This is a genomic window from Neobacillus sp. S1115 (assembly GCF_055385565.1).
The window spans coordinates 2293388-2309466 of sequence record NZ_AP038275.1 but is presented as its reverse complement, the minus strand read 5'-3'; the positions used below and the strand labels follow the sequence as shown (position 1 = coordinate 2309466).

Here is a 16079-nt window from a genome sequence, read left to right as displayed (position 1 = left end):
CGAAATGTAAGCCCATTCAATCAAAGAGTTTAAGCATAGCCTGATGATTTGGCTTAATAGAATTAAATAGCCGCCGTTTCATTTTTAAATTCCTTTGATGATTGTGAAGCATTATTTTTAATCGATATGACAATAACCATTGCTAGTAGCGCTGAAATGACTAAAAACCAGAAAGCCGCATTATAGGAGCCTTTAAATAAACTAATGATCAAGCCAATTGCTGTAGGAGAAACCGCGCCGGCAATTTGACCTGCAAAAGTGACAACACCAGAGACCGAACCGGTAAGTTCCTTTGGTGAATATTTGATAATAATCGTATAAAGAACGGTTCCGAAAAACGAAAGAGCGATGGAATTTAACGTAAGATACGTAATAAACTGTGCGACTGACGTAGCATTTGCCATAAAGTATAGGAAAATGGCACATAAAAGTGCACCGGCAGCGGCCAAGTATTTCTCACAGCCGACCATCCATTTATCCAATACCACTCCGCTCACATTAAACATAAAGAACCCAAGAATGTAAGGGATAGCCAGTAAACTGCCGGCGTGAACTAAATCCACTCCTTTTTCCTTTACCAGGTAGATTGGCATCCATGTAATCAATCCATAGTTAATAATATTAAATAAAAATTTAAAAGAGATGAGTTTCCATATGTTATCTATTTTTAATAACAGCTTTAAAGGAACCTTTTTTCGAACTTGAGTGATTTTCGTTTTGTGTGCTTCTTTAGGCTTTAAGATAAACCAAAAGCCGACAGCAACAATCATGCCCAATATACCTGCGACCGAAAACATGCCTCTCCATCCGAACGAAGCGATCATCGCAGCAGCAAGGGCTGTACCTAGGATTCCGCCTATATTTTGCGCAGATAGGAAAAAGGAATTGGCCCGGCCGCGTTCTTCTTTAGGAAAGTTATCCCGGATGGTTGACATACTGGCCGGATAAAAAGGGCCTTCTCCCAATCCGAAAATGAACCGAATGAATAATAAAGATACAAAGGACCAAGCGAAACCGGTCATTAAGGTAAACAAAGACCAGCCAAACAGGGATATTGTAATCATGACTCTTGCACCGTACTTGTCCGTCATCCATCCGCCAAGCGGCTGCATGAGTGAGTAACTGATGAAAAATATACTGACCAGCAAACCAGTCTGCGAGGTATTTAGGTGGAAGTCATCGCCTATTGGAATCACCGCTACGTTGATGGCGACACGGTCAAAAAAGCTTAAAACCATTCCTACAAATAAAAGACCACTTATAATTATTTTCCGTTTTTTACTAGCATACATCTCCATTTCCACTCACTCCATTTTAAGTTCAGTTTAAAATACAACATTAGCAAACCCGCAGCCCACAATTCACTAAAACCGAGGCCGATAGGAAGCGTTTTCAATTTATAAAGAATGACTAGCTAGTTGAACAAGGTTGATACGTCTGATTGATTATGCCAGATTAATAGTTGGAAATATTCTTAATCTTGGGATTAATTTTACCATAAAATAAATTTAAGAAAATTAAGTGATTATTATGATGATATAAACTAAATTGATAGATAATCATTCAATCAAATTTGAGTTGTGCCGGTTCCGCATAAATTTGGAACCGGCACATATTTAAATTTTTAAGGTGTCACGATATTTACCTTAGGATCAAATTTATCCAGTAAAGATAAAAATTCTTTAAATTGTTCCTTGTTTCCCGTAACGGATACCTTTCCGGAAGCCTCCATTTTATCCAAATCTTCTTTCCCTAGAGCGATAAGATAGAATGTTACTCGATCTAATACTAACGTGGCATCAGGCTCTGAAGCCGTTTGGCCTTTCTTATAATTGACAACAGAGTTTCCTAAGGTAATCGTATAGTTCGTTTTTAAATCTGTGAACGACACATTAAAAGTCATATTTTTGCCTTCTGCCTTCGTTCCGTTTAACTTAATCGAGACTAAGTTTAGGAAATCATCCATCGGCATGTTCAGAAGCGTATCGAGATTCATCATGCCGCCCGAGCCTTTCGATTCTGCCACTCCATTTCTTAGCTCCTGGGCCCCTGTGAGATAAAAGTTTCTCCAGACAGAAGATTCTGCCATATATCCTAACTGCTCATATGCTTTGGCAAGTAATTCTTTTGCTTCTTCATTATTGGGATCTGCCATCACCACATGCTTTAGCACTTGCGCAACCCAGCGGTATTCACCTTTGGCGTAGTCTTGTTTTGCTTGTTTAAGGACATTTTTCTCGCCGCCCATGTATTTAACATATTTAGCCCCCGCTTCCTCCTGCGGCAACGGGTCCAAATCGGAAGGATTGCCGCTGAAGTAGCCTAAATAATAGTTATAAACCGCTTTTACATTGTGCTTTAGTGTCCCGTAATAACCACGATTCGCCCAAACCTTGTCCAGGCTTTCGGGCAGCTTTATTTTTTCGGCAATTTCATCCGCGGTGTAGCCTAAATTAGCCATATGGATGGTTTGGTCATGAATGTATTTATACAAATCACGCTGGTTTTTAAGTTGTTCGAACACACGATCTTTGCCCCAAGTTGGCCAGGAATGGGCGGTCACCATGGCGTCAATTTCTTCACTACCATATAAATCGATTGTTTCATCAAGTGCCTCTACCCATTTTAAAGTATCCCTGGTCTTGGCACCCCTTAACGTGTAAATATTGTGTAAGGTGTGTCCTGTATTCTCTGCAACTACCAGTGTTTTATAATCTTTAATATAGTAGTGCATTTCAGCAGGAGCTTCCGTGTTTGGTGTTAATAGAAACGAAAAAGTAATCCCGTCTATTACCATTGTTTGTACAGGATCCTTTATTTCTGCGGTTGGTGGCATATAACTAAAAGTTCCGTTGCTTAATCCTGGTCCAATGCCGGACGTGACAAAACCTTGTTCATTGGCAGGCAAGAGATTGCCAAACATGTAGCCCGCCCGCCGGGACATGATGGTGCCTAAAAGAACGTTTTCACTTAGTGCCTCTTTATTGAATCCGTCCGGTACAATAATGGGAACTTTTTTTGGATCGGCAGCATATTGGGCAACCCCTTTAATTCCTCCGAAGTGGTCAACATGGCTATGACTTATGACAATAGCGCTGACTGGTTTTTTAGGACGATGTTGAAAATAAAGTTCCATTGCCGCTTTAGCCGTTTCCACGGTTGAGAGCGTATCCAAAACAATTAATCCTGTTTTCCCCTCGACAATGGTAAGAACAGACAAGTCTTGACCACGAACTTGATAGACTCCATCAACGACTTTAAACAAGCCGGAAATATTTTGTAATTGGGCTTGTCTCCATAAACTTGGGTTCACCGTATGCGCTGCCGGGACATCCTCTTTTATAAACGAATACTGATTGCTGTCCCAGATCACATTCCCAGCTGGATTCTTTATTGGACCCATTTGTAAAGGCGCAATAAATCCTTTATGAGCATCTTCAAAATCTTGCCTGTTTGAAAAATCCAACTGGTTGTACACTGCCTTATTGGCCAGGATGGTAGTGCTAGATGCAGGCATCGGCTTACTTGTGTCAGCACTTGCATTGGTTGAACCTAGCAATAACATAAAAGCAACTGGAACCAATACCGTACCTTTCATGAACGACTTTTTCGACAATTTGATTTAACCTCCCCTTGAAAGTATCCTTCCTTCTAGCTGTTACCTTAGTCTTTGAAATTATCTAAATTCATTTTATAATTAAAATATTTTTAAGTAAATTTACTATTATTGATGATAACTTCAGTTTTGTTTATATATAAATTAGGTCACATTTGGATTCGCTGATAAAATGGTGAAATCCGCTGATATATTTTAGAATTCGCCGATATAGTGGGGAAATTCGCTGATATATTTCAAAATCCGCTGATATAGGGAGAAAATTCGCTGATATATTTTTTATCTTCATGGGAATGTATACTTTGATTTGATAGATACACGGTATTCTCTTGTATTTTCCTAAAAAAACAGCTTTTCAAAGAAAAAAGGGGCCCAAACACTTTCAATTTGGGGCACCCTCTAAATTATTTTCGTTAAATTTTACAAATCCGCTAGACCTTTGAATAGTTCTACACCTGTCTCAATGATATCATCACGGAAGTTATACTCATAGCTGTGCAGATTCGGATATTCCTCCCCGTTGCCAATATAAGTATAGGCTCCCTTTGTGAGTTTTGTGTAATGACCAAAATCTTCGGAACCGCGGAACGCTTCCTCTAGCTCAATCAAATCGAATCCTTTATCTTTACAAACCTGACGAATCTTATCGGAGCTTTCTTTGTCATTCGCTGTTTCCGGGAATTCATCTTGGTATTCAAAGCTTACCTTTAGACCATACTTCTCCGCTTCCGCAATCGCCACATCCTCAAGCTTCTTCTGGAGTTTATCCATTTCTTCCTCGTAAAGGGCGCGGATTGTCATTCTAAGCACACCTTTGCTGGCGTTAACACCGAACGCTTTGGCACCGATATCCACTTGGACAATCGTGCATAGAACAATACCTTTGTTCACAGCTGGATCAATGAATCCAGGAATGGCATCGATGACCTTGGCAATCGCAAAGGATGGATTGATTCCCTTCTCCGGTTCGCTGGCATGAGAAGGTACACCCTCCATATGTATGCTCATTCCCTTGGATGCACAATGGGCTGTTCCGTCAATGACTAATACGGAATTGTGTTTAAAACCACTCATATTATGCCAAGCAAAAATTTCATCAATGTTATTTTCCTCGATAAAAACAGCACACTCTGCTGCACCGTCACCTGTTTCCTCCGCATGCTGGAATAAGAAGTAGACGTTGTTGTCGCAGCCCTTCTGATCAATTTCCAACGCAAATCCAGCAAGGGTTGCGGAGTGCCCGTCATGCCCGCATTTGTGTGACACTCCAGGAATTTGCGAACCGTATGGAAGATTAATAGTTTCCTCTATCGGGAGGGCATCAAAGTCCGCACGGAAGGCAACGTTTCTTTTTCCTACATTAGAGTGATAGATCGCATAGAACCAACGACCCCGATCAACGATTTCAAGCTTTGTGTTTGCTTGTAGGAAATCAATTATATGTTGTTTCGTCCATACTTCATAATTGGATAATTCAGGATGTGCATGTAGTTCATGACGAAGCTGCACCGCCAATTCAAGGTTTTTCTTTTCCAATCTGTTTCTCTCCTCTCCATTTAAGGACGAATCCCTAGTTTACATATTAGCAACTAGGGACCCGCCTTTACACATTACTAAAATGAAAATTTGTAAGATTCATTATTTTATTTCTGTTTCTTTAATGTGGGCCTCTAAGAAAGGCTTATAGTCCGGATCTTTAAGTTTTCCTTTTTTATACAAGATGGTACCAATAACGGCGTACAAGACTAGCATTGGTGCTCCGATATAGAATGAAAATCTTGTATCAGGACTATAGGCCGTATAAGCGGCGATCGCAACTAATGCGATTAAACAAATAATGGTTGGAAGTGGATAAATATTCGTTTTGAACTTTAATTTGTCCACTGAGCCGCCATTTGCCACCAGCCATTTTCTGAATTTATAGTGAGAAAGATAACTACCGAACCAGCCGAGTAACGTATTGAAACCAGCGATGGAGATTAACCAAACAAACACCTTATCAGGTGAAACGAAGTTTGTAATGAGAGAAACTTGTCCAAGGAACAATGTTAGGATAACCGCATTCATCGGGATCCCGCGTTTATTTACTTTACCCAAAGCTTTTGGAGCCTTTCCTTCTTTTGACAAAGCGACCAGTGTTCTGCTGATGGCATAAATCATCGAATTTGCTGCAGATGCGAGTGAAGTCAGAATGACAATATTCATAATAGCAGCAGCGCCAGGAATTCCTGCCAAACTAAACAGACCGGCATAGCCATTGTTTAAAACGCTTACTTCTTTGTAAGGAACAACCAATCCCATGACCGTCACGGTACCAACGTAAAAAAGTAATACCCGGAAGAAAATAGTATTGATGGCTTTAGGTACATTTTTTTGAGGATTTTCTGTTTCTCCAGATGCAGTAATAACGGTTTCAACCCCAAGATAGGACCAGATTACGCCAGTCATCATCAAAATAACTGCTGCAAACCCGTTAGGGAACATGGACTTGTCTGTCCAGTTGGATAATCCAATAAACCCTTGATGTCCAATCAATCCAAAAATCATTAACACACCAACAATTAAGAAGATAATAATAGCAACAACCTTGATCCCGGCAAACCAGTATTCGGCTTCCCCGTATGATTTTACATCGATTAAATTCAAGGCCAAGATCAGTAAAGAAATGATGATACAGAAGACAGTAGGAGGTACACTAGGGAAAAATTGATTTAGAATCATTCCTCCCCCAACGATTTCAGCGCCAAGGCCGAGGAATCCGTTGATGGATAAATTCCAGCCTACCATAAATCCCAATACAGGATGAACAAATAGGCCCGAATAGGATGTATAGGCGCCCGGAACTGGCATGAAGGTAGACATTTCGCCTAGACCTTTCATTAAAACAAACACTAAAAGCCCTATCACTAAATAGGCAATCGGGCCTCCTAGGGCGCCTGCCTTCGAAACGACATTACCAGAAGCGAGGAACAGACCTGTACCGATTGTTCCGCCAATGGAAATCATCGTAATATGCCGCTGTTTTAAGCCGCGTTGAAGGTCATTGGTGTTATTTTCCATAGATTAATTTCCCCTTTTTTTAATTTACTAGTTTAATAAAATAAACCCCTTTCAATTTAAATACCTTTTCAAATATTCAGTTATTTGTATACTTTATATTATATATTTTATTTTTATCTGTCAATAAAAAAAGATTCTGTCGAATAATCAACAAAATCTTTCGGGTTTTTCTTCTTATAGTGGCAGGTTTTCTACCTTTTTAGGGTTCCAATGGACTTCTTTCAATAATCTTTCCAATTCAGCCGTATCTTTACTTTTAAAAAGCTCCAGCATTTTTCGATGCTCATTATTGGTTTGCAATAGTTTTTCTTTCAAGCCTTCCTGTGAACCTGCTTCCCCTAAATTTTTCAAAAATTTCTTTTCCCATTGAAGCAAAAGGTTGACTAAGCTTTTGTTGGGACAAACAGATAAATAGACACCATGAAAGGCTTCCTGCATCTTATCATACATTCGATAATTCTCGGTATTCAGCGCCAAATCAATGCTCTGTATGTAGAAATCCATTTCACTCAAGTGCTTCTCGGTTAAAAGCGGTGCAGCCAAGGAAGCAGCGAGACCATCCAATGCTCCGATGATAAAATAGGTTTCTTCAGCCTCTTCTTTTGTAAGACTTTTTATGACAAACCCTTTCCTTGGCACATTGTCAATCAGCCCCTCCGACGCTAGTTGGATGAGTGCTTCCCTTACTGGGGTCCTGCTGACTTGAAGGCTTTCGCAAATATTGTTTTCATTTAACTTTGCCCCTGCAAGCAATTTCCCACTGTTAATTTGATCTACAATATAATTATAAACATGGTCTTTCAGTGATAAATATTCCATAATTCGCTTCTCCAATACATTCTTTATTATATATATTGTATATAAACTTGCGGAATAAGAAAAGACCCACGCTTTCCGCCCGGGTCTATCTCAAAGTACCAGCACATATTGAATTTGATTAGAAGAGATGGGTGTAATGGCCGCAACAGAATAGCCGATACTTAAAAGCTGCGATAAAGTTTCTGCACAGTTGAGTCGGGGAGGCTCAATCGGGGCGTGGTAGCTTTTATAAAGCTGCAGGAATTGATTATCGTGTGTGCAATGAAGCAGGATCACATGTTTACCTGTCCATGCCTGCCCGATGATGGGGTGTATTTGCACTTCATTCATGTTTCTCATATTGAACACCTTTTCTAGTTGATACAATAGATTATGAATGATATCAAGTCCATTGTTCGCAATATGGCTATTCAATAAAAAAAACTGACTCCAAAAGTTGAGTCAGTTTTTCCACCTCTATTTTATCCTGCCATCAAACAACAACCAGACCAAGTCTCTCTTTCGCCGCCATATACTCCAGATAAAGTTTGTCAACGAATTCTCCAGCACCGCTAACTTTATTAATGACGCCAATTCCTTGGCCAGAACCCCAAATTTCCTTCCATGCCTTAGGTTTCGAACTGCCGTCTGAAAAACTCATCTGAGACGGATCACTTTCAGGGAGCGCATTAGGATCTAACCCTGCCGCACGTATGGATGGAGCCAAATAGTTTCCTGGAACACCTGTGAACAGACTGCTATAGACAATATCGTCAGATGTGGAATCTACAATTGCCTGCTTATACTCTTCTACAGCATTAGCTTCGTGAGTGGCAATAAATGGCGAACCAATGTAAGCAAAATCAGCCCCCATCGCTTGAGCGGCGAGTACAGCACTGCCGGTAGCAATAGAACCTGCCAAAGCAACCGGACCATCGTACCATTCACGGATTTCCTGAACTAAGGCAAACGGGCTCTTCACGCCGGCATGACCACCGGCACCTGCGGCAACGGCAATCAACCCATCCGCACCTTTGTCAACTGCCTTGTGTGCGAATGTATTATTAATAATATCGTGCAGCACAATACCTCCGTAACTATGTATTTCGGTATTTACTTCTTCACGTGCCCCAAGGGACGTAATAATGATAGGAACCTTATACTTCTTACACATTTCCACATCATGTTCTAGCCGATTATTGGACTTGTGGACAATTTGATTGATCGCAAATGGGGCTGCCGGCCGCTCTGGATGACGGGCGTTATATGCCGCGAGCTCCTCCGTGATTTCGTGCAGCCATTCATCAAGAAGTGATGCCGGTCTTGCATTCAAGGCCGGCATGGAACCAACTATGCCTGCTTTACATTGGGCAATAACCAGCTTGGGATTACTAATAATAAAAAGTGGTGAACCAATTACGGGTAAACGCAAGTCCTTCAGTACTGTTGGGATATTGGACATTTTTTCTTGTCCCTCCATTCAAATTTTTAACATTCTACTAAATTTTAATTCTCCAAATAATGTTTATTTTCCTTCTTTTATTTTTAAAACAGATTCCGTCTCAAAACTTCCATCCTTTATGATTAATGCGTTTAACTGTCCGTCGAAGGCACAGCCTCCATCGATTCCGATTACCCGGTTTGGACCAAAATAAACATTGTTTTGTTTATGGATTCTTCTTGTTGGGGTATGGCCAAAAATGACCGTTTCCGGATGCTGATATTCGTAAATAAATTCATCCCGAATATTTAGAAACTCCACTTTTGTCGTTTTTTCAAGCCCTTTTTTCGGATGGATTCCTGCATGGACAAAAACAAAATCCTGTTCCTTGATAAATAAAGGGAGAGATTGCAAAAATGAAATTTGCGAAGAAAAATGAGCTTGGATGATGTTTCTTATGTCATTTTCCTTTTTCATATCATTCAGCAATTCTGAGTATTCAACCCGCTCCATACCAAGTCTATGTAAACAGCTATTTATCGTCGCTATTCCGCCAACCCTGCCATAATAAAAGATAATTTCTCTTTCATCTAGCCATTGCAAAAACATATCATCATGGTTGCCAAGTAAAGCAGCAGCCCCTTGACTGCACCATTCTCGTACTCTATCAAGTACATCCATACTGTCGTGGCCTGTATCAACATAGTCACCTAAAAAAATAACCTCTTCCGGTTGTGCATTAGTTTTTGTTAACAATTGATCCAGCTCCGCTGCACAGCCATGAATATCAGATATCACAATTTTCCTCAAGGTTTCACCTCATAAAAATCGACTTGTCCATTACATCTATAACAATTTAAGTTCAATAACAAGTATGGAAATTCCTTTGATAATCTTATTTTTATACGCACTTACATAAAAAAAGAGCCCCTAAGATACTCGGGGCCCCGCAGAATGATGTTCTATGTGAGCTTTTTGCTTCAGTAATCTAAGTTTCTGGTTTCTTGTTAACAATCTCCAGAATGCTACCTTGAATACCATGTAAACCCCTCCCTCAAACCAATCATTTTCTTAAAAAATTTTTTATCCATTTCCTCCGACATTCCTTCACGTTTTTTATTGTAACAAACTTCGCAGGTTATTAAAATTTAAAAATTCCGACTACTTAAACCCTTTTTTTACAAATTAATTCCTTATTCTATGTGGGACCTTCATCATAAGAATGAAAAAAACAAGAACTTTGTATGTGAGTGTCGAAATGTAAAACAAAGATTTTGATAAAATATGTCATTCATGTGAACAAGTTAATTTATATCACCGGAAATACTTGTCATAATTTCTTGAAAGTTCAGAATATGTTTCTAAATTCTCTAAAAATTCACCATCTTTTTTAGAAAACTTAGCTAAGATAAATAAAAAAGGTTGTTCCCAAGAACTTAAGAACAACCTTTCATTATAGGTTAGAAATTATTTTACTATCAGAACCGGGCAATTCGCCTTCTGTACAACATAATGGCTTACACTTCCCAAGAACATTTCCTTCAGTCCGCTTAATCCTCTGCTTCCCATGACAATGAAATCGGCGTCATTCTTCCTAACAAAATCTATGATGGTTCCTGCAGGGTCCCCTTCCAACACAAAGGTTCTTGTTTTATTTGGAAGCTTAAGCAGCTCTTGGTTTAATTCTTCGCGGAGCGGTTCGATCGCTTTAAGCTGAGACTCGCGCCGGTCTTGTATCGGAACTGCGTAATGGTAACCTAGGTAGTTTTCTGGTTGAATAACCATGACAACATATAATTCAATTTTTTCGTCTTGTTTTACTAGATTCATTGCCATTTTTAAAGCTTTTTTGCTTAATTCGGAATGATCGTAAGGAACTACGATTCTTGAATAATCAGTCAGCATTTTGTTATCCCCCTCGTTTTGGTATAAATACCATTTATTCACTTTCATTATATAATTTTTTCACACTTCCTACCGTGAGTGGATTAGAACATTATGTGAATTTTTTCATATTTTGCTGGAACATATTGTTCATTAAAATATAGAACTTTCTGTATTATGATAGATTTATTAATACCTATCTGCTTATAGGGGAAATGTCTATGCTTAAGAAAATTATTACAACATTGCTATCATTCTCATTTTTACTTTGTGGAAATTTTCCCGTATCCATTTTTGACATAGAAGAGGCAAAAGCTTCTTCCTATAATAGTCTAGGAGACCGGCCATTTATGGGCTGGAGCAGCTGGAGCTCAATCCGGAAAAAACCTACGGAGCAAAACATCAAAGATGCCGCCGATGTAATGGCTGCAAAATTCAAGTCGCACGGATACCAATATGTTAACTTGGATGATTACTATATGCTTGATTGGACCACCGCCGTTGATAAATACGGCCGGTGGGTGGTAGATCCAAAGAAATTTCCAAACGGGATGAAAGCACTTGGAGATTATATCCACCACAAAGGCTTAAAGTTTGGTCTCTATGTTACGCTAGGTATTCCAAAAGGCGCGGTGGATCAAAACACGCCGATTGAGGGGACGCCCTATCACGCCAAAGATATTGTGGATTTTAGTAAAGGGCAAAAAGTGAATTTTAACTTCAAGAATATGTATGCCATTGATTTTTCCAAGACGGGGGCACAGGAGTATATTGATTCGTGGGCTCAGCTGTTTGCTTCTTACGGGGTGGATTATCTAAAAATTGATGGTGTCCGCAACCAGGATATTCAAGACGTCGAGGCCTGGGCAAAGGCGTTGAAGAAAACTGGAAGACCGATACATGTGGAGCTGTCCAATAATCTTGATATCAAACATGCTTCAACATGGAAGGAATTATCGAACGGCTGGCGGACCGATCACGACGTAGAGGCATATGGAAAGCCAACTCTCACAAATTGGAAAAAGGTGTCTAGAAGGTTTGATGATGCCGCAGAGTGGCACAAGCATGCCGGTCCGGGCGGGTGGAACGATTTTGATTCACTCAATGTGGCAAACGGGGTTAAGGATGGCCTGACAGAGGAGGAAAAACGATCTTATGTAACTCTCTGGGCGATCGCGTCATCACAGTTTGTTATTGGGAATGACCTAACGAAGCTAGACGATTATGGGATCAGCCTGTTGACAAATGACGAAATTATTGGGGCCAACCAAAGTGGAGCGGCAGGGAAACGTTTATACAAAACCTCTGCCTCTCAAGTATTCTATCAAAAACTACCAGACGGTTCTTACAATATCGGACTCTTTAATACCGGACCATCCTCACAAAACGTAAGTGTGAAATGGGCAGATTTGGGGGTTGAGGGATCAGCAATGGTGCATGATATGTGGACCCATCAGGATTTAGGCAGCATGGATTCAGGATTCACCACAGAACTTTCCACTCATGCTTCTCGTATGGTTCATGTAATTCCCACTTCCTTGAGTGGAAACCGATATACTCCCTATCATGCAAAAATTTCGACAGTACCTGCTTCCCCAGATTGGGTAATGGTTGACAGGAATGATCAAAATTCCGTTACGATTACTTGGAATCCCGTATACGGAGCAGAATCCTATACCGTCTATCGTAAAACCATCAATAGATTTGGATTCAGCAGCGGCTACACACCTATTGCAGCAAATCTAACAGAACCCAATTTTGAAGATAAAACAGCTACATTCCGTGCCGGCGGCAGTTATTCGTATGTGGTAACCGGAAAGAATGCATTTGGAGAAAGTGCAAAGTCTCCGAAAGCTCAAACAGACAGCCAATCCTTCGTGCTTGTTACCATTCCAATGATGTTATTTGTTACTGTTATCATTTTATTAAAACTCTTTAGAATGATAAGGGACAAATATCAATTCTATAGAACAGCTTGATCTCAATACTAAAAGCCGCACTGTAAATGGTGCGGCTTTTATTTATGATGTTGCTACTCGATGGTTAATTTTAAAATTCCACTTCTTCACCTAAAATTTTTATCTTCGTTCCGTCTAATATTAACCGATTTTCCTCAGCTGCTACCATTAGTTCAACGCATTCAATAAACTCAAGTGGACTTACTTTCATTTCATACACCTCTTTTAGTGTTTTTTTCATAAATCCCTTGCACCCAAATCCTCGTCGTGTCACCAATAAAGCGCTTACATTGTTTTTAAAACCCAATTTCTACATTTTATTAACGTGTTTATATTTTAATTCTGTAAAATTTTTCTATTTCCTCTATTTTAGTTTAAATTTTCTAAAATTAAATTGTTCTAAACAAAACTAGTTCAATTGCCCTAATATCATGAATTACTCGTTTAGGAAATAGCCCCCATGTCCATAACAATACAGTATGAATAAATTGGAGGCAGCTCATGAGTTACGTGGATATTATCTTTGAACTGGTAGTTGGATACATTGCCCTTTTTATTACGGTGAAATTTTTAGGAAAAACACAATTAAGTCAAATTACTCCATTCGATTTTATTTCAGCATTAGTCCTAGGAGATTTATTAAGTAGTGCCGTCTTTGATGATGGTGCCGGCATTTTGAAAGTCCTTCTAGCTATTGGTGTGTGGGGATTCCTTATTTATTTTACCGAAATGCTTACACAGAAATCGCGAAAATTACGCGTGTTTTTTGAGGGCAAGCCTTCGATGATTATTAACAGAGGGAAAATTGACTGGAGAGAAATGAAAAAGAACCGGTTAGATTTGGACCAATTAAAGCAAATGCTGCGTTCCAAAGACGTTTTTTCTCTCGAAGAGGTAGAGTATGCCATTTTTGAAAACAGCGGCGGAATTAGTATTCTAAAAAAACCAGAAGCGGATACTCCAACATGCAAGGATTTAAAAATCAAAGCGGAACAGAAAACAATTCCACTTACCATTATCAGTGACGGCGAAATTTTAGAAGAGAACCTTAAACAAGCCGGGTTAGATGAGAATTGGCTTTATAAGGAATTGGATAAAGGCGGAGTTAAAAATCCGAAGGAAGTCTGTTATGCTGAATGGCAAACAGGGAAGCCGCTTTATTTTCAGAAATATTGATACTATTTTTAGAAAAAGGACCTCTAGGGGTCCTTAAATATATTTATCACAAATTATCATTTTGGTTTTTTAAACACTAAAACGCGTTTAAGCATTAAAGCGCGAAGCTAAAAAAATATTAACATTCAAAATCAACGACAATAATGTCTTCGACGCCAATTTCCTGTAAATAGGCAAAAACCTCTTGATGGGCCGGATGTGGTCCGTAGTTTTCCAAGGACGTTCTGTCCTCAAATCGGACCGTTAATCCAATTTCAAAACCTTTGCTCCTATTTGAAAAATTGATTCCTTGCTGTATATCCATAATACCGGAGATCACTTCTTTTAGCAGCAGGGTCCTGCTAATTGCTTCTTGCTTTTGTTCTATGGTTGTCTCTGGTGAGAATTTCAGTAATACAATATGTTCTACCATTACTGTTTCCCCGCCTTACTGTTTAATTTTTCGCGGTCAAAACCGGCAATTTTCTTGTATTGATTGGCGATATCCTGTAATTCCTGCTGGGAAATGACATCATCTAAATTGGCAAAACCGTTAGGTGCGCGGTCTTCAACGATTTGCATGACCATTTCAGGCCCATTTTTCCGGTTTGCCATAACAATGTTGGCTGTTGGTTCTAATCTGGCTTCTTCATATGCCTTTAATGCCTGTTCTGCAGTCGGGTGTGCTAAAATGGCCTCTCCCAGGGCATCTGCATCCAAAATCGCCTGTGAAGCACCATTGGAGCCGATTGGATACATAGGATGGGCTGCATCTCCAAGCAACGTGATACGTCCGAAGGTCCAAGCGGAAAGCGGGTCACGGTCGACCATTGGGAACTCATACACTGCATCTGTTTCCTCAATTAGCTGCGGAACATTCAGCCAGCCAAAATCCCAGGCTGCAAATTGCGGAGCAAACTTTTCCTTATCAATTTTCTTATTCCAGTCAGCACGGTCAGGCATTTCGTTTTCAATTGCCAATTCTGCAATCCAGTTAACTAAAGAGCGCCCTTTTGCTGCGGTTTCGGGACAAACTGGATAGGCGACAAACTTTTGATCTTGGTAACCCGCCATGATCATTGATCTTCCGGTCAAAAATGGATCCGCTTCAGTAATTCCGCGCCATAAGATCCGGCCGCTGAATTTTGGCAGACCTTCACTTGGATAAAATGTTTTTCGGACAACCGAGTGGATGCCATCGGCGGCAATCATCATGTCCGCACTGTAAGGGCCAAGAGACTCCCCTGTTTTACGATTGATAAATCGGGCCGTTACCGTGTCTCCAACCTGTTCAAACGATTGAAAATGATGCCCGGTTAAAACGGCATCCTCCCCTAATTTTTGAATGACAGCTTTTAACAGCAGCATTTGCAGGCGTCCGCGGTGAATCGAATATTGCGGCCAATGGTAGCCGGCAGCTTTGCCACGTGGTTCCTGCCAAATTTTCTTGCCGAATTTGTTAACATACATGAGCTCGGCGGTTGGCAGGCCAGTTTTTTCAAGTTCATCTGCGAGGCCTAGCTCGGTGAGGACCCTGACAGCATGAGGCAAAAGGTTAATCCCGACTCCCAGCGCTCTTATCGTTTCGACACTCTCGAAAACGCGGACAGACACTCCGGCCTGATTAAGTTTAAGTGCCGTTACAAGGCCGCCGATTCCGCCGCCGACAATGAGTGCGGTTTTTATCTCTGACATTGCGTATCCTCCTATAAAATATACTGCTTTAGTATTTTGATATTTCTTAATTATTGCAACAAAATAAAAATATATCAATATATTTGTTCACCAGCCTGTACATACAAAAGACCCACTTAAAAGTGGGCCCGCAAAGGATTATATTAATACTTTATAAATATTCATATCTGTACTTTCTCGTCTTTTCCTAAGTTCTGGGACAATTCTCCGAACGTGTTCACTATTATCGTGCTGTCTCAAAGCTTCTTCATCTTCCCATTCCTCGATTGTTGCGAAAATGGTCGGATCGTTGATATCACCATGAAGCGTATACATGAAGCAGCCTTTTTCTTTTCTCGATTCGGTAATCACTTCACTCGCCAATTTAAGATATTCCTCAACATTTACGTCCGGTTTTAATTTAGATTTGCAGACAACTCTTATCATGTAATTAGCTCCCTTTTTATAAAAATTCTCACTAATTTTAGGCTTC

The 16079-nt window shown here is 40.0% G+C and carries 14 protein-coding genes; 2 read left to right on the top strand and 12 right to left on the bottom strand.

From position 1 onward, the window contains the following. Nucleotides 1-62: 62 nt before the first annotated feature. The 9 genes from ACZ5B7_RS11260 to ACZ5B7_RS11220 form a co-directional block, all read right to left on the bottom strand. Nucleotides 63-1298, bottom strand: a complete 1236-nt coding sequence (locus ACZ5B7_RS11260; RefSeq protein WP_464493787.1) for an MFS transporter — start codon at nt 1296-1298, stop codon at nt 63-65. A 326-nt stretch (nt 1299-1624) separates the two neighbouring features. Further along, the gene (locus ACZ5B7_RS11255; RefSeq protein WP_464493786.1) at nt 1625-3616 is read right to left on the bottom strand and encodes an alkyl/aryl-sulfatase; all 1992 of its coding nucleotides are present in this window, start codon (nt 3614-3616) and stop codon (nt 1625-1627) included. A gap of 420 nt (nt 3617-4036) precedes the next feature. Then, complete coding sequence (locus tag ACZ5B7_RS11250) at nt 4037-5152, bottom strand: M20 metallopeptidase family protein (protein WP_464493785.1); 1116 nt, start codon at nt 5150-5152, stop codon at nt 4037-4039. 102 nt (nt 5153-5254) lie between these two features. After that, nucleotides 5255-6676, bottom strand: a complete 1422-nt coding sequence (locus tag ACZ5B7_RS11245) for an amino acid permease (protein WP_464493784.1) — start codon at nt 6674-6676, stop codon at nt 5255-5257. A gap of 174 nt (nt 6677-6850) precedes the next feature. Continuing rightward, nucleotides 6851-7495 (bottom strand): GntR family transcriptional regulator, encoded by a 645-nt coding sequence (locus ACZ5B7_RS11240; RefSeq protein ID WP_423801910.1) that lies wholly within the window; start codon nt 7493-7495, stop codon nt 6851-6853. Nucleotides 7496-7585: 90 nt separating this feature from the next. Further along, complete coding sequence (locus ACZ5B7_RS11235; RefSeq protein ID WP_464493783.1) at nt 7586-7909, bottom strand: hypothetical protein; 324 nt, start codon at nt 7907-7909, stop codon at nt 7586-7588. A 58-nt stretch (nt 7910-7967) separates the two neighbouring features. Then, complete coding sequence (locus ACZ5B7_RS11230; protein ID WP_213140572.1) at nt 7968-8936, bottom strand: NAD(P)H-dependent flavin oxidoreductase; 969 nt, start codon at nt 8934-8936, stop codon at nt 7968-7970. 63 nt (nt 8937-8999) lie between these two features. Beyond that, entirely contained in the window at nt 9000-9725 is a 726-nt protein-coding gene (locus ACZ5B7_RS11225; protein WP_464493782.1) for a metallophosphoesterase, read from the bottom strand. A gap of 657 nt (nt 9726-10382) precedes the next feature. After that, entirely contained in the window at nt 10383-10820 is a 438-nt protein-coding gene (locus ACZ5B7_RS11220) for a universal stress protein (protein ID WP_464493781.1), read from the bottom strand. Nucleotides 10821-11020: 200 nt separating this feature from the next. On the opposite strand from ACZ5B7_RS11220, the gene ACZ5B7_RS11215 reads away from it, so the two are divergent. Both ACZ5B7_RS11215 and ACZ5B7_RS11210 read left to right on the top strand, forming a co-directional pair. After that, nucleotides 11021-12778: a glycoside hydrolase family 27 protein gene (locus ACZ5B7_RS11215; RefSeq protein WP_464493780.1), complete on the top strand. Its 1758-nt coding sequence runs from the start codon at nt 11021-11023 to the stop codon at nt 12776-12778. Nucleotides 12779-13258: 480 nt separating this feature from the next. Next, nucleotides 13259-13933 carry a YetF domain-containing protein gene (locus ACZ5B7_RS11210; RefSeq protein ID WP_464493779.1) on the top strand — a complete coding sequence of 225 codons (675 nt, stop codon included), beginning with the start codon at nt 13259-13261 and terminating at the stop codon, nt 13931-13933. Between the two features lie 118 nt (nt 13934-14051). Here ACZ5B7_RS11210 and ACZ5B7_RS11205 read toward each other — a convergent pair whose 3' ends face one another. From ACZ5B7_RS11205 to ACZ5B7_RS11195, 3 genes are all read right to left on the bottom strand, one after another. Next, nucleotides 14052-14345 (bottom strand): Dabb family protein, encoded by a 294-nt coding sequence (locus ACZ5B7_RS11205; protein ID WP_464493778.1) that lies wholly within the window; start codon nt 14343-14345, stop codon nt 14052-14054. Then, the gene (locus ACZ5B7_RS11200) at nt 14345-15607 is read right to left on the bottom strand and encodes a flavin-dependent oxidoreductase (RefSeq protein ID WP_464493777.1); all 1263 of its coding nucleotides are present in this window, start codon (nt 15605-15607) and stop codon (nt 14345-14347) included. The genes ACZ5B7_RS11205 and ACZ5B7_RS11200 overlap by 1 nt, the downstream gene beginning before the upstream one ends. Before the next feature lie 138 nt (nt 15608-15745). Continuing rightward, nucleotides 15746-16033: a putative quinol monooxygenase gene (locus tag ACZ5B7_RS11195; RefSeq protein WP_213140583.1), complete on the bottom strand. Its 288-nt coding sequence runs from the start codon at nt 16031-16033 to the stop codon at nt 15746-15748. Between the last annotated feature and the right edge of the window lie 46 nt (nt 16034-16079).